The sequence below is a fragment of the Haloactinomyces albus genome, assembly GCF_031458135.1.
In the GTDB taxonomy this organism is placed as follows: Bacteria; Actinomycetota; Actinomycetes; order Mycobacteriales; family Pseudonocardiaceae; genus Haloactinomyces; species Haloactinomyces albus.
In genome coordinates this window covers 1,889,898-1,907,157 of record NZ_JAVDXW010000001.1, presented here as the reverse complement: position 1 = coordinate 1,907,157, position 17,260 = coordinate 1,889,898, and the positions used below count along the sequence as shown (strand labels likewise).

Here is a 17,260-nt window from a genome sequence, read left to right as displayed (position 1 = left end):
AATACCGCTTACTTTGGTGGTTTTCGGCGTTGTGGAGCCGGTTTGGTGGCGGTGACGATGGTGATCGTGATGTTGGGTGGGGGTGGGTCTCGGTGGTGGGCGCGTTTGAGGTGCCAGTTGGCCATTTTGCGTTTGACCACGCGGGGGTTGGAACGACGTCGGCGGGGCGGCAGCGGATGACGTAGCAGTTCCTTACGGGTGCACCGTAGTGCTCGCATCAGGCGGTTCGGGGGAAAAAGCCGCCTGGTCGGTGACCTGGCGGCGGACGACGCGCAGTGTGCGCAGAAACGAGATCCGGTCGGGATCGGTCTCGGCGCTGGCGGCGGTGTCGTGCATCAGGCCGCGCAGGGCGTGGTGGGTCAGTAGGAAACCGTAGAGTTCCTGTTCGACCCCGTCGGGGTGTTGCGAGCGCAGGATCAGGTTGGGCCCGCCTTGGTGGGTTTTGAGTTCGTCCAGGGCGGTTTCGATCTCCCACCGTTGGGCATACAGGGCGGCCAGTTCGGCAGCGGGAGCCTGCTCCGGGTCGAGCAGGCTGGTCACCAGCCGGTAGACCGTCGCGGCCTCGCCGAGGGTGAACTCGACCACCCGCACGGTGGCCGGGTCGGCCCGCCGGTTTTTGTCCCGGGCGGCCACGATTTCGGACAGATACGAGCCGTCGTCGAACTGGCGGGTTACGGGCAGCACCGCGCTGGACCGGGCTCGCCACAGCAGGTCGGCCCCGGTGGCTGTGGTGGCCCGCCAGGCGCCGAAGCTCAACAAGGCCCGGTCGGCCAGCAGCAGCATGTCCGGTGCCAGGGCGGGCCACAACTTCGGGACCAGTTTGGACTCGGTCGTCGTCAGCGGCGCCGACGTGGCGGCGAAGATCGCGTGCGTGCCGCACTCGGCCAGCGCGACCACGCGGGCCTGCGGATAGGCACTCACTCCGTCGCCGCGGGAACTGCCCGGCCGACCGAAGTAGTCCCCGTTGGCCGGAGTGTCGGCCAGATCGAACGTGGTGCCGTCCACGGCAACCAGTCGGTGGCCGCGATACCACGCCCCCGCCGTGGCCGCGGTAGCCACCGGAGTAGCCACCCGCTCGAACAACGCGGCCACCGGCTCGGCACCCAGCCGGGCCCGGGCTCGCGACAGCGCGGCCGTGGTGGGTACCTGCCACTGCGCCCGCCAGTGCCGTGCCCAGGCCAATCCGTTGGTCAACAGCCGGGTGACCTCTTCATAGCCTTCCTGACGAAACAGGCACATCGCCAGCACGAAATACACCACCACCCGCGCCGGCAACAGCCGTTTGCGCTGCTCCACCCGCCCCGTGGCAGCCAGCACCTCGTCCACCAACTCCGGCGGAAACGCCCGCGTGAGCACCCCAATCGCAATCCGATCCGGCAACCGCTCCCGCGACGACGACGTCACCTGACCAGGCCTGGGCATGAACACACACTACCAGCCACACCCAACCTAAATCAGCGGTATTGCGCCTAGGGCAGTCCGGCTGGGCGCCTACGTCCGGTTTCGCCGCTCGGCTGGGCGCACCGGCCTGTTCCCGGCCGCTGACCGCGCCTTGGAGCAGGAAGTTGTGGTCAACAGCACTTCCATTCGTCCATCTGCGCGAGTCGGCAGGGGCCGGCGCCGTTAATCGGTGCCCGCGTCAAGCGGTGCGCCCCTGGCCGTGCTCGCCGTTGGGCGCAGACTCCAAGCGGGAGATCCGATCGACCATCTCGGATTCGTTCTCTGCTAGGTGGGCGGCGACTGCCCTTCGTGTGGCCACCGAGTCGTGCGCACGGACTGCGTCGAGGATCGTGATGTGCACGTGTTCACGGCGAGACTGCTCACTGGTGGTAATCGCGGTGAAGTCGTACACCAGCCGCGTATAGCGCTCCGCGGCCGCCCACAGCTGTTCGAGGGTGCGCAAGTCCCATGCAGAGGCTGCAGGTTCGACAAGCTTGCGATGGAACTGTTGGTGTGCCTGCCAGGCCGTTTCCGGATCGTCGTCCTCGAACTTGTCGATCAATTCGCGAAGGGTGCGGCAGTGCTCGGCCGAACCGAGGACTGCCGCGCGGGCCGCGAGTTCGGGTTCGATCATCTTGCGCAGACCGTAGATTCCTTCGAGGTCAGCGACGGATAAGGGCACAACAACGGCACTGCGCGCGTGGCTGAGGTTGATGAGCCCTTGGCCCTCGAGCCGGCGCAGCGCTTCGCGGACCGGGATGTGGCTGAGGTTCATCTGTCGGGCGAGCTTGGCCACCGAGAAGCGTTCACCCGGGGCGAGGGTGCCACGCAGAATCGATTGCCGGACCTCGACGGTGACCAGGTCGACCGCCGAGACCTGATGTCCGGTCACCGGCTGGAACGCTCGATCGGCCACGTGAACCTCCTGAGGCAAACGACATTGTCGTATCCGCTATATCCTAGCTCGTTTACTCTCGGTAGTCGAGTTCCTGCCAAGTTCCGAGTTCCGGACATTTAAGCGCCCATATGCGATGGGCCTTGCTCAAGCCCCTACTGTGTGTCAGGCTCAGCACACAAGCTATCGTATATCGTATCGAGAAATACTTGTGGAAGGCGGGCAACGATGCCTCAACGCCGGGTGCTCATTCGCGGTGGTTCCAACGTGTCGAGGGAACCGCTCGCGGGAGACTTCGCCGGCGAAGCAGGCCGCCCCGTGCTCATCAAGACCGTCGACGTGTCGATGACTCCGGTTCTGGACCCGGTCGCCGCCGTTGTGCACCACGCCAGTCGCAACGCCGCGCGCGACGTCTTCGCGGTCGGCGACTGCGTGAAGAAGGACGGACGCCACCTGCATATCCGCGGGGATCAGGTCGTGGATGGCTGCAGCAGTACATCGACACGGCAGTGCGGCGCGATGCGATCGCAGGTGTTCCGTACCGGCCACCGCCGAGCACTGAGGACAGTCGGTCCTCCGTTTGACAATCCAGCACAGCCCAGCACCGGAAAGGAGCAAGATGTCCCCGCAGACCGACGAACTGAGCCGCGAGCAGATCATCGAGCGCAATCTCGCCGCCGTGGATGTGCACTTCCACAACGAAAACCCGGAGGGAATCGACAAGGCGATCGGCGTCTACACCGACGACATCGTCTGGGAAGTACCCGCTCGTGGTCTTGTGCTGCGTGACCGGGAAACGGTCAAGCAGGAGTACCTGAAGATCTTCGAAGCCATGAAGGTGCACAAGATTACGAACCTGCACCGCTTCGCCAACGAGGAGTGGGTGTTCGACGACAGCATCTTCGAGGTCACACTCCTCACCGACGGATTCCGCAACTGCCCGTTCCCGGCCGGAACTCGCTGCAGCATCCGGCTGGTGCATGCCTTCCAGTGCCGGGACGGGAAGATCTGCCGCGAGAACGGATACGAGATCTGGCGTCGTGCCGACGACACCGTTCGGGTCCGAGACGACATCCCAGCCACGGCGACCGTCGAGGAGTTTCACTGATGACCATCCTGCTTCTGGGCGCAACCGGGACCATCGGGCCGCACGTGGTCGCCGGTCTGCGCGCCCGCGACGCCGAAATCCGTGTGCTGGCCCGTGATGCAGCTAGGGCTCGCGGTGTTCTGGGTGCCGATGTCGATGTTCGCGAGGGCGACCCTGGTGACGACGAGACCATCGCCAGCGCCGCCCACGGTGCCGAGACGGTGTTCCTGCTGAGCGAACACTCTCATGACATGACGGACTTGCAGTTGCGCGTAATCCGTGCTCTGCGTCGCCTCGGGCCGAGGATCGTGAAATTGTCCGGAACCAGTTCAGCGATCAACCCGGACGGCCCGTACACCTGCCGACAGCACTGGGAGATCGAACAGGTCCTCGCCGCCAGCGGCCAGCCCTGGACAGTGATTCGGCCCAACGCGTTCATGCAGACCTTGATCGGCGGCATCATGCTCCCCGCGGTCCAGGCGACCGGGTCCATTCCCAACGCCATCGGCTCCGCGGGGATCAGCCTCATCGATGGCCGGGACGTCGGTGAGGTCTGCGCCGAGGTCCTGCTCGACTCTTCCTGGCAAAACGAAACGCTGGTCCTCACCGGACCGCGGTCGGTGACCTTCGCCGAAATCGCCGCCTGGGTGTCGGAGGAGACCGGGCGGGACGTTGGCCCCACCGAGATCACTCCGGCCGACGTGCGGGAGAACCTCCTCACCCGCGGCATGGCGGGCTGGGAAGCCGAGCACTTCGAGGAGATGTACCAAATCTTCCGCAACGGCCAGTCGGAGTTCGTCGCCGGCGACGTCGAGCGTGTGCTTGGGAAGCCTCCGCGTACTGTGGAGGACTACCTGCACGAACATCGGGACACGCTGCTCGCGACCGCCGCGGCGGGTAGCCGATGAGGCTGACGAGCGACGCGGGCCGACTGTGCTTGCAGGAAGGTATCGAACTCGTCGATGTCGCCACCGCCAGTGAGGGCAGGTTCACCGCAGATCCGCAGGCCATCTACCCGCGGTGGGCCGAGTTCCGTTCCTGGGCCGCCGCACGAACTCCGGCCGGTCCACCGGTCGCACCGCCGGCACAGGCTGGTGCGCCGGCTCCGCGGCCTGGGCAGAGTATCGGGATCGGAGTGAACTACGCTGACCACGCTGCGGAAGCGGCAATCGACCTCCCGGCGGCGCCGGTTGTGTTTCCCAAGTTCAGCTCGTGCATCGCCGCCCCGTCGGCCGCACTCATCCTCTCGGGCGATCGCGTCGACTGGGAGGTGGAGCTGGTCGTGGTGATCGGCGCAACCGCCCGGAACGTGGCCGAGGTCCACGCGTGGGAGTACGTCGCGGGTTTGACGATCGGGCAAGATATCAGCGACCGCGGCCTGCAGTTCGCCGGTTCGCCACCCCAGCAATTCGGGATAGGGAAGTCGTTGCCGGGTTTCGGTCCGATCGGTCCGTGGCTGGTAACACCGGACGAACTGGCCGACCCGGACGACCTGGAGATCATCTGCATGCTCAACGGCGAGATCGTCCAGCACTCGCACACGAAACACTTGATCTTCGGTGTTTCCGCGCTGATCGCTTACCTCTCGCGTCACCTCACTCTCAACCCCGGCGACGTGCTGTTCACCGGCACGCCGGCCGGCGTTGGGTTCGGTCGGGAACCGGCCGTCTACCTGCGCCCCGGCGATGAGCTCGTCAGCCGCATTGAAGGTATGGGCGAACTGGTCACCCGCGTCGTCACGGGAGCGGGCCATGGCCGATGAGCGCTGCCTGCCGTGTCAGATGGAGAGTGCTGATGAGGACCAAGTGGTCTTCCGCGACGACCTCTGGGCCTGCGAAGTCGTTCCGGGGTTCGATGTCCCGGGGTGGTTCGTGCTGCGGGTGCGACGCCACGCCCTGCGCATCAGCGGGCTCACCGATCCGGAACTGGCCACCTACGGCCGGCGAACCCGCGATCTGGTGGACGCGGTCACCGAGATCACCGGTGCCCCGGCGACCTATGTGCTGACCTTTGGTGAAGCCAACCCGCACTTTCACTCCCTGATTGCGGCCCGCGGCGACGACGTCCCCGTCGAGCGGCGCATGGCCGCGATTCTGCGGCAACGAGACGATAACCGGGATTCTGAGGCTGCGCGGGCACTGATTCCGCCCGTCGCCGCGGCCTACGCCCGTTTCGCCGCCCGGGCCCCGGATGACCGGCTCGCCATGCCTGCCCCGCCGTCCCCTTCGACTTCGGAGCTCTTGTGAACGTCGCACGTTTCCTGAACACGGGCGTGGCCAAGGCCGGTACGGCCGCCGCGATCGTGTACCGGCAACGGGTCATCACCTACCCGGAGCTCCTCGACCGCGTCGCCCGCCTGGCCTCCGGCCTGGCCGCTCTCGGCGTTGAGCGCGGTGACCGAGTGGTGTTGCTCCTGCCCAATCGCCCGGAACTCGTCGAACTTCTGTGGGCCAGCTTCCACGGCGGCTTCGTCGCGGTGCCGGTGAACTGGCACCTGCATCCCGACGAGGTCGGCTACATCGTTGAAGACAGCGAGGCCACCCTCCTCGTAGTCGCGGACGAAACGGCGGCGGCCGCCCACGTGGTCACCGACCACGTTCGTGTGCTGCATCTGGCCGATTCCGACACCGGCGGCGCCGACTACGAAGAGCTGCTGCACGCCGAACCGAGTCCGGTGGCGCCCACGGACTCCGAAGCCCCAGCCTGGCTGTTCTACACCTCGGGCACGACCGGCAAACCGAAAGGCGCGGTGCTGACGCACCGCAATCTCGAGGCCATGTCGGCCGCGTACCACCAGGACCTCGACCCGGTCGCCGAAGACAGCCGCTACCTGCACGCCGCGCCCCTGACGCATGGCAGCGGCCTCTACCTGCTCCCGGCGACCGCACGCGGGGCCACCAACGTGATTGCGCCCGGGCTGCGCTTCTCAGCCGGCGACTATTTGGACCTCGTCGAACAGCACCGGATCACGCACGCCGCGTTCCTCGCGCCCACCATGCTCAACCGCCTGCTCGACGAAGCTCCCGGCCGGGACCTCACCAGCTTGCGCAGCATCGTCGTCGGCGGCGCACCTCTTTACCGCGAGGACTTGCGCGCGGCCGTGGCCGCGTTCGGGCCGATCATCGTGCAGATGTACGGGCAAGGCGAATCGCCGATGACGATCACGGTCATGCCACCGCACGAGGCACTCGGCCGTCCGGGGTCCTGCGGCCGCCCGTTCAGCACCGTTGATGTCCGAGTTCTGGGAGCGGACGACCGGCCAATGCCAGACGGTGTGGACGGTGAAGTCTGTGTCCGGGGCGACGTCGTCATGGCCGGCTACTGGAACAACCCGGCCGCCACCACCGCGACCCTCGTCGACGGTTGGCTGCACACCGGCGACATCGGCCGCTTCGCCGACGGCTATCTGCACCTCACAGACCGAGCCAAGGACGTCATCATCACCGGCGGCTCCAACGTCTATCCGCGCGAGGTCGAGGAGGTCCTGCTCGGGCACCCTGCCGTCCGTGAAGCCGCTGTGGTCGGCATCCCCGACCCGGAATGGGGCGAATCGGTCCGCGCGTTCGTCGTCACCACGCCAGGCCCCACCGAGAAGGACCTCATCGACCACTGCCGCGCCCACACCGCCTCGTTCAAGAAGCCCCGCGACGTCGTCTTCGTCGGCGAACTCCCCAAAAACGCCACCGGCAAGATCCTCAGACGAGAGCTCAAAACGTCCTCGTCGGCATCCACTCCGGACACATCATCCTCAGCCACATCCCGGGAGCCTCCAGACTCCGTCACCAGCCGCCTGCATGCGAAAGGGCATCATCATGATCCGGACTCGCGGTCTGCCTGGTGAGCGGTGTATCTGGTCCGACACGCCGAGCTTGGCTCGGAAAAAGGGGGTGCTGCCAGCAATCCGATGCAGTAGCGGTGTGCGGCGGTAGCCGACAAGCTCGCCCATGACGAGGACAGTGTTTGTACGTTCGACTCCGGGGACGGCCAGGCTCTGGCCCGCGATGCGGTAGAGGCCGCCGGCGTCGGTGGTTACCAGGAGGTGCTCGCCCCCGGTTGCGAGCGCGCGGTACGACGTACCGGTTGAGGAGTGTTATGAGTACGACGACGGAGATGTCCAGGCACCAGTATGCGCCGGCAGAGCCTGCGGCGCTGGTGGAGATCGAGCAGCGGGTGCTGTGGCTGTCGATGGCGATTGTGGACTATGCGAATCGGGTGCGGCCGAACCCGACCGGGCTGAAGGTGGGCGGGCATCAGGCGTCGTGCGCGTCGATGGTGTCGCTGATGACGTCGCTGTGGTTCCGGCAGCTGCGTCCGCAGGATCGGGTGTCGGTGAAGCCGCATGCGTCGCCGGTGCTGCATGCGATCAACTATCTGCTGGGCGGGTTGGACGAGTCGTATCTGACCGAGTTGCGCGCGTTCGGCGGGTTGCAGAGTTACCCGAGTCGGTCGAAGGACCCGGACCAGGTGGACTACTCGACCGGATCGGTCGGCATCGGCGCCACTGCACCGATTTGGGGCGCCTTGGCGCGGCGCTACGTCAACACCGTCGCCGATGATGCCGGTACGGGGCGGCAGTACACCCTGGTTGGCGATGCGGAGTTGGACGAGGGTGCGGTGTGGGAGGCGATTCTCGATCCCACTGTCACCGAGCTCGGCGAGATCGTCTGGATCGTGGACCTGAATCGACAGTCGCTGGACCGGGTGGTGCCGGGCATCGCGGCGGGACGGTTGCAGGGCATGTTCGCTGCGGCTGGTTGGCAAGTGATCACCCTCAAATATGGGTCACTACTGAGTACGCTGTTCGACCGCGACGGTGGTGGTGAGCTGCGCCGACGCATCGACCTCATGTCCAACCCGGAGTATCAGCGGCTGCTGCGTTGCGACGCGGGGGCGTTGCGAGAGCGGTTGCCGGGCGGCAACGACGCGATCGCGGCGCTACTGGCCGAGTTGGACGACGCGACGCTGCTGGCCGCGATCCGTGACCTCGGTGGGCATGATCTGGCCGCGCTCGACGAGACGTTCGCCGCGATCGACGACGACCGCCCGACCGTGATCTTCGCCTACACGGTCAAGGGCTACGGCCTGCCCACCGAGGGGCATCCGCAGAATCATTCCTCGCTGCTCAGTGGCGAGCAGATGGTGGAGCTGGCACAGCGATGCGGCATGGACCTCGATCAACCGTGGGCCCGTTTCGACGCCGACAGCGCACCGGGACGGTGGTGCGAAGAGACTGCCGAGCGGCTACGGCGGCCTGACATGCCACAGGCACCGGTTCCGGCGCTGCCCCAGGATATTGGCCGCACTCCCCACGGTATGGCGGCCACGCAAGCCGCGCTGGGGCGCACGCTGTTGGACCTCACCCGAGAGGCGCCCGAGGCAGCTCGCCGCGTGGTCACCGTGAGCCCGGACGTCAGCTCGACCACCAACCTCGGCGGGTGGGTCAACAAGGTCGGCGTGTGGTCCCCGACCGAACGCAGGGACTGGTTCGCCGATGACGCCGAAACGATGTTGCACTGGCGGGAACAGCCTTCCGGGCAGCACGTGGAGCTCGGGATTGCCGAGACCAACTTGGTGGGTCTGCTCGGTGAGCTCGGCGCGACCTGGAGCCGCTGGGGCCAGCCGCTACTGCCGATCGGGGTTATGTACGACCCGTTCATCGAACGGGCTCTGGAACCATGGTCGTACGGTACCTACGCGGGTGGGCAGTCGATCCTGATCGGGACTCCCTCCGGTGTGTCGCTGGCTCCGGAAGGCGGGGCGCACCAGTCGATCACCACGCCGTCGATCGGGCTGGAACAGCCCGGTTGCGTCAGCTACGAACCCGCCTTCGCCATCGACGTCGAGTGGACTCTGCTGGCATGTCTCGCCCAGCTCGGCCAACCCGGCGGCAGCTCCGCCTACCTGCGGCTGTCCACCCGTTCGGTAGACCAGTCCTTGGCAGCCGTGCCGACGGACCCGGCCGCACGGGAACGCCGCCGTCGGCAGGTCGTGGCAGGAGCCTATCCTCTGCGTCGGGCGCAGGACCCCATGGTGACGATCGCCGCGATGGGCACATTGCTGCCGGACGCGCTGGCGGCGGCCGCACGGTTGGAACAGGCAGGTGTCGGCGTCGACGTGGTCTGCGTGACCAGCCCCGGCCTGCTGTTCGACGCGCTACGCGCCCGCGACGGCCACACCGAGGGCCCCAGTTGGATCCTGCAGCAGGCTTTCCCCCATGGGCGGGCCCGTCCAATGGTCACCGTCCTCGACGGGCACCCCCACACCCTGGCGCTCCTACCCACCATCAACCAGGTCACCGGCACCCACCTCGGGGTTAGCCATTTCGGACAGTCCGGCGCCATCGACGACGTGTACCGCTATCACGGCATCGACACCGACTCCATCGTCCGCGCAGCCCTCGACCTAGCCGAGTCAGGTTAGGCGCCGAAATTGGGTTCTGGCCGTGTGGACGGAAACGGCGTGACCAGGCGCAGGATTGGCGGAAACCGGGCTTCGCGGTTGGTGTATCAGGCGCGGGGGCCGACAGTCGCCATGGCGCGGTCGAGCGCGTCGGCGAAGGAGCCCGTCGCGCCGGAGGCGAGCCAGGAGTGTTGCGCGGCCACCAGGCATCCGAATGCCGCAGCAGTCAGGGCGCGGGGTGTTGGGTCGTCGGCCTCGTAGGGCGTGCCTGCCGCCTCGGCGCGTTCGAGTAGTTCGGCAACGACGGCATCCTGCATGTGCTGCAGCTTTTGGAGGTAACCGGCAAGCAGCGCGGGGGTCTCGAAGATCACCCGATGGATCGGCTCCATCAACTTCTCGTGGCCTGGTGTTTCCGCGAGAGATACCAGCCCATCGAACACACGGTGGAGTGAGGTCCAGACAGCTTCGTCGGCCGGCCGTGCCCGCAGGGCGGCAAGCATGTCGTTCACGACGAGGTCGAACTTGCCGAGGACGATCTCGTCCTTGGAGGGGAAATAGCGGAGGACGCTGCGCTGGGATATGCCAGCGGCCGCTGCGATGTCCTCGATGGTCGTGGCCTCGAAACCGCGCTCGACGAACAGCGCATTCGCGACTTCGGCAATCTCGTTCCGCACCGCCCGGCGGGTGCGCTCCCGGAGGCCGAGCTGTTTCTCGGTCATGGTAGCCCATGCTAGCAGACGTAGTCGAAATTGACAGTAACTGACAAAGTAGGCGTACGCTGTCACACGACGTCGCTACAGCATCAGGGGAAGACCATGAACCAGGGCAAAATCATCGTCGTCACCGGAGCCAGCGACGGTATCGGCGCCGCGGCCGCCCGGCAGCTCCACCGGGACGGTCACCGTGTCGTCATCGTCGGGCGCTCCCCGCAGAAGACCGAGACCATCGCCCGCGAGATCGGCGCGGACCACTATCTCGCCGACTTCGCCCGGCTCGATGAGGTGCGCACGCTCGCCGCCGATCTGGACGCCGCATATCCCCGCATCGACGTGCTCGCCAACAACGCAGGCGGCGTCTTCGGCGACCGTGCCAAGACCGTCGACGGCTTCGAGAAGACCTTCCAGATCCAACCACCTGGCGCCGTTTCTCCTCACTACGCTGCTGATCGACAAGCTGACCGCATCCGGGGCAGCAGTCGTGCAGACCTCAAGCGTCGGCGCACGCATGGCCGGCAAACTCGACATCGACGACCTCGACCACGACTGGCACTTCACCCCGGTGCGGGCCTACAGCGCGGCCAAGCTGGAGAACATCCTGTTCACGAAGGAACTGCATCGTCGCTACCACTCGCGGGGTATCGCGAGTGCCGCGTTCCACCCCGGCAATGTCGCGACGAGGTTCGGAACTCAGTCCGAGAGCCGGCTGATGAGGTTCGTCACCACCAACCGGATCACCCGCGCCATGCTGATCCCGCCGGAGAAGGGTGCGGACCAGCTGGTCTGGCTCGCCGAGAGCCGGCCCGGTGTCGACTGGGAATCCGGCGCCTACTACGAGAAACGCAGGCCCGCCAAGCGCATCAGCCCACAGACACGCGACATCGAGCTCGCCCGTCGACTGTGGAATCGCTCTGAAGAACTGTTGGCCGACGGTAAGTGTGAAAGCGGTTGTACCGTCATCGTGATCGCTGTGTCGGGGAAGGTGCGAGCCGGGCCGGATCGTCAGTGGTCGTGGTGCCTGCGTGGTCCGGACTGCGCGAACCGGGCGTATCAGGATCCTTGGACTGGAGCGAGGCGAGGAGGGTGAGTTTCTCCGCGGATTCGGTTTCCGGTTGGGCGTGGTAGATGACCAGCTGTTGCTCCTCGGAGCCTGTGACGGTGAACTTGTCGAATTCCATGCGCAGGTCGCCGACCTGCGGATGGTCGATGTGGTAGGTCCCGTGGCCGGGGTGGGGACGTACGTCGTGGCGGGCCCACAGGCGCCGGAACAGGTCGCTCTTCAGGCTCAGTTCGCCGACCAGGTCGGTCAGCCGCGGTGAGTCGAGATTGGCGCCAGTCGTACCGCGCAAGAGGGCAACCAGACCGGCCACGGTTCCCTCCCAGTCGGAGTAGACCGCATCGGCGTCAGGGTCGAGCAGTACCGAACGCAGCACGTTGGTTCCGGGGGTGAAGACGGGAGAGAGCGCGATCGCGATCGGGTTCGCGGCAAGGATGTCGAGGTAGCGGCCCTCGATATAGGCGGGTGTGTCGTGCCAGGTGCTGATCAACTGGGCGAGGCTGGGGCGGACTCGCTCGCTCCGGCTCCGCGCGCGCCGCCGCTGGCGGGGTGCGGTGTCGGCGAGGGTGTGCAGGTGGGCGGAGGCCCCGGCATCGAGGGTGAGGGCGCGTGCCACGGCATCGAGAACCTGAGCAGAGGGGCGTCGATCACGGCCTTGTTCCAGGCGGGTGTAATACGCGGTACTGATCCCGGCCAGGAGCGCTACCTCGTCGCGGCGCAAGCCGGGCACCCGCCGATGGCTGGTAACGGTCAGGCCCGCGTCTTCGGGTCGGGCCTGGTCCCGCTTGGCGCGCAGGAACTCTCCGATCCTGTTCTGGTCCACGCCCCCATCGTAGATTCGCGCCGGGTTGACCTGCATGACCCTGCTGGCACCCCCCTCGGTGGGGTTCTGGCTGCATGCGCGAGGACGAGTGAGACTGAAGCCATGATTCATACGTGGTTCATCACCGGAGTGAGCAGCGGCTTCGGCCGGGAGCTCGCTGAGCAGCTGCTGTCGCAGGGGAAGCGCGTGGCGGGCACCGCTCGTCGTCTGGAGGCGGTGGCCGACCTCACCGCCGACTACCCCGACGCGTTCAACGTGTGGCACCTCGATGTGACCGATACGCCCCGCATTCGGGAAGTCGTGGATGCCGCGCACGAGCGTTTCGGACGACTGGACGTGGTCGTGAGCAACGCCGGCTATGGCTTGTTCGGCGCGGCGGAGGAAGCCACGGATGACCAAATTCGGCACCAGATCGACACGAACCTGATCGGCTCAATCCAGCTCCTCCGTGCCGCCCTCCCGCACCTGCGCGCCGACGGCGGAGGCCGCATCCTGCAACTGTCTTCGGTCGGCGGTCACACGGCGCACCCCGGCGGCACCCTCTACCAAGCCGCCAAATGGGGCATCGAGGGTTTTACGGAGGCTCTTGCAGCAGAGGTTGCCCCGTTCAATATCAGCGTCACCATCGTCGAGCCGGGTGGTGCCCGCACCAGCTTCGCGGGCAGTAGTCTTCGCCTGACTCCCAAGCTTGATGCCTACGACGTCTCCCCGTCCTCCACCGTCCGTCAGGCCCTGGAGTCCGGTGTCGACGCTCCCGGTGATCCCGCACGGATGGCTGCGGCCATGATCGACAACGTGGACCAGGACCCCGCGCCGCTGCGGCTGCCGCTGGGGAGCGATTCGTGGACACCGATCGTCAGCGCGCTGGAAAGTCGGCTGGAAGATCTGCGGGCGCGCAAGGACGTTGCCCTGTCGGTCGAATCAGCCGACTAACCACCAACCTCGAATTCGATACGGGGGACCGGGTTCCGAACGACAGTATCGGCGACGTCTGCGTGGGACGGCACGTCCGATACGCGTATTGATGTGGGGGCAGGGCGTCAGGTACTGGGCCGAGCGGGCGTCGGTCACCGCGGTTCGAGAGCCGGGGGATCGTCCCCGTCATGATCACCAACTTTCTGCTGGACAACTCGGCGCTGGTACCGGTCCTGTTGCTGTTGGTGGTCGCCGCCTGTGTTGGCGTCGGCTACCTGATCTTGCGCACCCACCGGTGCGCGCACCGGACCCTGTGGGCGCTCGTGATCGTGTCCGTGCTGCCGATCGTCGTGCTGACGCTTGTGCCGACCTCTAGCCGGGTGGGCGATGTTGCGTGCGCAATCCAGTTCTACGTACCTACTCCGACCAGAGTGGAGTTGCTGGCCAATGTGGCGGTGTTCTTCCCACCGGTCTTCTTCGCCACGCTGGCAACCCGGCGACGGCTGCTGACGGTTGTGGCCAGTACGAGCCTTTCCGCTGCGGTCGAGGTTGTCCAGGCCATGGTGCCTGCCATCGGGCGCGCCTGCGACACCAATGACTGGGCGATGAACACCATCGGCGCCTCCTCGCCGTCCTGCTGGCCAATGCCACGATCGCGCTCACCAGTCGCGCCAGCAAGACGAACGCAGGGCGCGAACTGTGAAGCGGCCGGCGTTGTTGCGGTCCTGTCGATTGGGTTCGCGCAGGTACCAGTCCGGAGGATTGACGCCGATCGCGTTAACTCGAACGAGTGCCTCACCCGGATCGGACGTGGGGAGCGGAACCTCGTCGTAGCGCAGAACCTCGGGGCCGCCGTGCTCGTGCAGCCTGACCGCCCTCATCGTGTGCGCTGGCATCGTTCTCTCCTGTCCGCCTTGCAGGCTATACTGATCGGATCAGTGGTCCACATAAACGGACCAGATCCTGTACGGCTGCTACTCAGACCCGGCATCACGGCCGGATCCTCAGCGGTCGTTGCGCCAGCGCGGTCCGGACTGTACGCAAGCAGGTCCCCGGACTGGAAGGAGCAAGGAGAGCTAGTTTCTCCGCGGATTCGATTCCCGGTTCGGGGTAGTAGATGACCAGTTGGTGCTCCTCGGTGCCCGTGACGGCGAACTTGTCGGATTCCGTACAAGCGCCGTGTGCCACGCCCAGCGGCCCGGCACACGGCGCGGGGATCGTTCCCTAGGTTAGGCGACCGTGAGGACGATCTTGCCTTGAAGGTGCCCCGGGCGGCCCGCTCGTGCGCTGCCCGGTATCGGCGAGCGCGAATGTGCTGTCGACGCGGTCGGGGGTCGCGGCAGCGGTCGCTTCCTGCGCACGCTCAAACGCGGCGGCGCCCTGTATCCGGTGTTTGGGGCACACAAGATGCGCCCGAGACGGGCAGTGCCGCAGCAATCTGCTCGGACCGGGGACGGCTGCGGGGTGGGGCGGCGCTGCCCTGGAACATGACGGTGAACCAGCGGTCGAGTTCGCCACGCATCGGCGCGAGCAGACCGGTGGTGGTGTCGGCGAACCACCGGGCGGTGGTGAGTGCGCGGTCGTCATCGACCATCCCGGCCGCGGTGTAGGCCTCGACTAGCCGCAGGGTGCTGATCCGAATCTGGTGCGCGGCGGCGTGACACCTCACCCGAGTCCGTGGAACGGCTCTGCATCCAGGTAGATCACGCGGTGGTGGAAGTAGGCCTCCAGCCCCTCAGGGCCCAGTTCGACACCGTAGCCCGACTGCTTGACGCCGCCGAAGGGCACGGCGACGTCGAGGTATTGGCCGTTGTTGATGTTGACGCTGCCGCTGTCCATGCGGCGGGCCATGGCGAGTGCACGATCGGGGTCTGCGCTGTAGACGGCGTCGTTGAGGCCGAACTCGGTGTCGTTCACTATGGCGATGGCCTCCTCTTCGTCGTCGTAGGCGATCACGACCAGGACGGGAGCGAAGATCTCCTCGGTGGCGACCCGCGAGCGGGGCCCGACGTCGGTGATGATCGTGGGCTCGACGAAGTAGCCGGTGTCGAGATCCTTCGGGCGGCCGCCGCCGACGACGAACCGACCGCCTTCGTCCACGGCTGAGGCGAGCAGACCCATGACCTTGTCATGTTGGCCGCGACTGATCAGGGGCCCGACCTCGGTGTCGGGGTCCCACGGAGCTCCGACGACAACCTCGGCGAATCTCGCTGCGAGGGCATCGGTGATCTCCTGCTGACGGTGGCGGGGAACCAGCAGTCGGCTCGGCTGAAGGCACATCTGCCCGTTGTTGAACATCATCGCGGGGACCATCGTGTCGACGATGCGGGCGAGGGGCGCGTCGTCGAGGACCAGGGCTGCGGCTTTGCCTCCTAGCTCAAGGGAGACGTGCTTGAGGCCAGGGGCGGCTGCCTCGGCGATCAGCCGACCGGTGGTGGTGCTGCCGGTGAAAGCCACCTTGTTCACTGCAGGGTGGCGCACGAGTGCCTCGCTGCTCGCTGGCGGACCGGTGACGACGTTGAGCACGCCGGCGGGGAGCCCGATACGCACTGCGGCGTCGGCCAGGTAGCCGGCGCTCAGCGGGGTGAGCTCGGAGGGCTTGAGCACCACTGTGCAGCCAGCGAGCAGCGCGGCGGGCAGGTTGAAGGCCGCCATGACGATCGGGCTGTTCCAGGGCACGATCTGGGCGACGACCCCGACGGGGCGCTTCTCGATGAGAGTGGAGACACCGGTACGGCCGACCCGGCGTTCTTCAAGGGTCACGGTGTCGGCCAGATCGGCGTAGTACCGCAGCACGGTGATCATCGCCTTTGTGCCACCGAGGCTGTCGGCGCGGGGTAGGCCGGTCTCGCGCATCACCAGCTGCGCGATCGGTTCGATGTCGTCGGCGAGCGCGTCGGCGAACCGGCGGAGGTACTCGGCGCGCTCGACGATCGTCAGCCGCGGCCAGGGGCCCTCGTCAAACGCCGTCCGCGCGGCGCGTACGGCTGCATCCACATCGGTCGGAGACGCAACCGCCGCAGCGCCGAAGGCTTTCTCGGTCGTGGGGTCGGTGAGCCCGGTGGTGGAGCCGTCGGCGCTCGGGCGCCACGAGCCGCCGATGAACAGCTCTCTGCGGAGGGTGGGCTGGGTGCCGCGTTCGGCCTGGTCGATGCTCATGGGTACTCCTGGCAGTCGTGTTGAATGTGGGCGCAGGCGTAGCGTCGGCGTCTCGAGATATTACGCTACAACATGTAGCGGAAAGCGGCAACTTCAACTCGAGTGTCAGGATCACGGGGTGGCTGAGGCAGAGGAAGAGCATCGCGCCGTCGGGCGCCCACGCAGCGAACTGGCTCGGCGGGCGGTGCTCGACTCCGCCTACGCGCTGCTAGAGGACGAGGGGATCGATGACTTTTCCATTGACGCGGTGTCCCGACGGTCGGGTGTAGCACGCACGACGATCTACCGTCGGTGGCCGTCGAAGTCCGTACTGGCGATCGACAGCTTTCTCGAGTGCTTCCGACCACAGCTGGACGCCGCGCGCGGCGGGGATCCGGAGGAGAACCTCCGCGCGTTGGTAGCCTCGCTCGCCGCGGCGCTGGCGGGTCCGTCGGGGCGGGTCGCTGCGTCCGTGGTCGCCCACGCCCAGCGGGACGCCGAGACACAGCGACTGTTCCGTGAACGGTTCTCCGGACCCCTGCGCCGCGAGTCCGCGATCGTTCTCGGAGCGGGTGTGGCCAGCGGGCACTTCCGTGCCGATCTCGACGTGGAACGGGTGATCGACGCCTTCGTCGGGGCGGTCTACTTCCGCCTGCTCGTCGGGAGCTCGCTGGATCGGTCCTGGGTCGACGCCCTGTGCGACACCCTCCTCATCGGCTGTCGGGCCCGCGGCGGACACGATGGTGGACTTTGAGCGACAGGTACTCGGCGCGCTGCACCGCTGTTTACC

At 66.7% G+C, this 17,260-nt stretch carries 14 protein-coding genes and 3 pseudogenes; 10 read left to right on the top strand and 7 right to left on the bottom strand.

Going from position 1 to position 17,260, the window contains the following annotated elements:
- Positions 1 to 192 precede the first annotated feature (192 nt).
- Positions 193 to 1,422, bottom strand: a complete 1,230-nt coding sequence (locus JOF55_RS08925) for an IS4 family transposase (RefSeq protein WP_310272414.1) — start codon at positions 1,420 to 1,422, stop codon at positions 193 to 195.
- Between the two features lie 217 nt (positions 1,423 to 1,639).
- Positions 1,640 to 2,356: a GntR family transcriptional regulator gene (locus JOF55_RS08920; RefSeq protein WP_310272412.1), complete on the bottom strand. Its 717-nt coding sequence runs from the start codon at positions 2,354 to 2,356 to the stop codon at positions 1,640 to 1,642.
- Positions 2,357 to 2,954: 598 nt separating this feature from the next.
- On the opposite strand from JOF55_RS08920, the gene JOF55_RS08915 reads away from it, so the two are divergent.
- The 6 genes from JOF55_RS08915 to JOF55_RS08890 all read left to right on the top strand — a co-directional run bounded on the left by JOF55_RS08915 (position 2,955) and on the right by JOF55_RS08890 (position 9,842).
- Positions 2,955 to 3,443 carry a nuclear transport factor 2 family protein gene (locus JOF55_RS08915; protein WP_310272410.1) on the top strand — a complete coding sequence of 163 codons (489 nt, stop codon included), beginning with the start codon at positions 2,955 to 2,957 and terminating at the stop codon, positions 3,441 to 3,443.
- Positions 3,443 to 4,330, top strand: a complete 888-nt coding sequence (locus JOF55_RS08910) for an NmrA family NAD(P)-binding protein (RefSeq protein ID WP_310272409.1) — start codon at positions 3,443 to 3,445, stop codon at positions 4,328 to 4,330. Before JOF55_RS08915 ends, JOF55_RS08910 begins: the two co-directional genes overlap by 1 nt.
- Positions 4,327 to 5,184 (top strand): fumarylacetoacetate hydrolase family protein, encoded by an 858-nt coding sequence (locus tag JOF55_RS08905; RefSeq protein WP_310272407.1) that lies wholly within the window; start codon positions 4,327 to 4,329, stop codon positions 5,182 to 5,184. The genes JOF55_RS08910 and JOF55_RS08905 overlap by 4 nt, the downstream gene beginning before the upstream one ends.
- A complete protein-coding gene (locus JOF55_RS08900) occupies positions 5,174 to 5,668 on the top strand; it encodes a hypothetical protein (RefSeq protein ID WP_310272405.1) in 495 nt (164 codons plus the stop codon). The genes JOF55_RS08905 and JOF55_RS08900 overlap by 11 nt, the downstream gene beginning before the upstream one ends.
- Complete coding sequence (locus JOF55_RS08895) at positions 5,665 to 7,263, top strand: acyl-CoA synthetase (protein WP_310272404.1); 1,599 nt, start codon at positions 5,665 to 5,667, stop codon at positions 7,261 to 7,263. The genes JOF55_RS08900 and JOF55_RS08895 overlap by 4 nt, the downstream gene beginning before the upstream one ends.
- A 269-nt stretch (positions 7,264 to 7,532) precedes the next feature.
- The gene (locus JOF55_RS08890) at positions 7,533 to 9,842 is read left to right on the top strand and encodes a thiamine pyrophosphate-binding protein (protein WP_374727431.1); all 2,310 of its coding nucleotides are present in this window, start codon (positions 7,533 to 7,535) and stop codon (positions 9,840 to 9,842) included.
- Between the two features lie 86 nt (positions 9,843 to 9,928).
- Here JOF55_RS08890 and JOF55_RS08885 read toward each other — a convergent pair whose 3' ends face one another.
- Positions 9,929 to 10,540, bottom strand: coding sequence for a TetR family transcriptional regulator (locus JOF55_RS08885; RefSeq protein WP_310272400.1), 612 nt, complete (start codon positions 10,538 to 10,540; stop codon positions 9,929 to 9,931).
- Between the two features lie 96 nt (positions 10,541 to 10,636).
- On the opposite strand from JOF55_RS08885, the pseudogene JOF55_RS24450 reads away from it, so the two are divergent.
- Positions 10,637 to 11,462 (top strand): annotated as a pseudogene (locus JOF55_RS24450) (SDR family NAD(P)-dependent oxidoreductase); the annotation flags it as partial.
- A 31-nt stretch (positions 11,463 to 11,493) separates the two neighbouring features.
- Here the strand turns inward: JOF55_RS24450 and JOF55_RS08875 are convergent.
- A complete protein-coding gene (locus JOF55_RS08875; protein ID WP_310272396.1) occupies positions 11,494 to 12,417 on the bottom strand; it encodes a helix-turn-helix domain-containing protein in 924 nt (307 codons plus the stop codon).
- A gap of 102 nt (positions 12,418 to 12,519) precedes the next feature.
- Here JOF55_RS08875 and JOF55_RS08870 point away from each other — a divergent pair, with 102 nt between their 5' ends.
- Together JOF55_RS08870 and JOF55_RS24445 are read left to right on the top strand one after the other, a co-directional pair.
- Complete coding sequence (locus JOF55_RS08870; protein WP_310272394.1) at positions 12,520 to 13,350, top strand: SDR family oxidoreductase; 831 nt, start codon at positions 12,520 to 12,522, stop codon at positions 13,348 to 13,350.
- A gap of 170 nt (positions 13,351 to 13,520) precedes the next feature.
- Positions 13,521 to 13,895, top strand: a pseudogene (locus JOF55_RS24445) (VanZ family protein); the annotation flags it as partial.
- A 174-nt stretch (positions 13,896 to 14,069) separates the two neighbouring features.
- Here JOF55_RS24445 and JOF55_RS08860 read toward each other — a convergent pair.
- From JOF55_RS08860 to JOF55_RS08850, 3 genes and pseudogenes are all read right to left on the bottom strand, one after another.
- Positions 14,070 to 14,228, bottom strand: a pseudogene (locus JOF55_RS08860) (NADP-dependent oxidoreductase); the annotation flags it as partial.
- Between the two features lie 467 nt (positions 14,229 to 14,695).
- A complete protein-coding gene (locus JOF55_RS08855) occupies positions 14,696 to 15,001 on the bottom strand; it encodes a hypothetical protein (protein ID WP_310272387.1) in 306 nt (101 codons plus the stop codon).
- Positions 14,998 to 16,491 carry an aldehyde dehydrogenase family protein gene (locus JOF55_RS08850; protein ID WP_310272384.1) on the bottom strand — a complete coding sequence of 498 codons (1,494 nt, stop codon included), beginning with the start codon at positions 16,489 to 16,491 and terminating at the stop codon, positions 14,998 to 15,000. Before JOF55_RS08850 ends, JOF55_RS08855 begins: the two co-directional genes overlap by 4 nt.
- A 118-nt stretch (positions 16,492 to 16,609) precedes the next feature.
- Here JOF55_RS08850 and JOF55_RS08845 point away from each other — a divergent pair, with 118 nt between their 5' ends.
- The gene (locus tag JOF55_RS08845; RefSeq protein ID WP_310272381.1) at positions 16,610 to 17,224 is read left to right on the top strand and encodes a TetR/AcrR family transcriptional regulator; all 615 of its coding nucleotides are present in this window, start codon (positions 16,610 to 16,612) and stop codon (positions 17,222 to 17,224) included.
- Positions 17,225 to 17,260 lie beyond the last annotated feature (36 nt).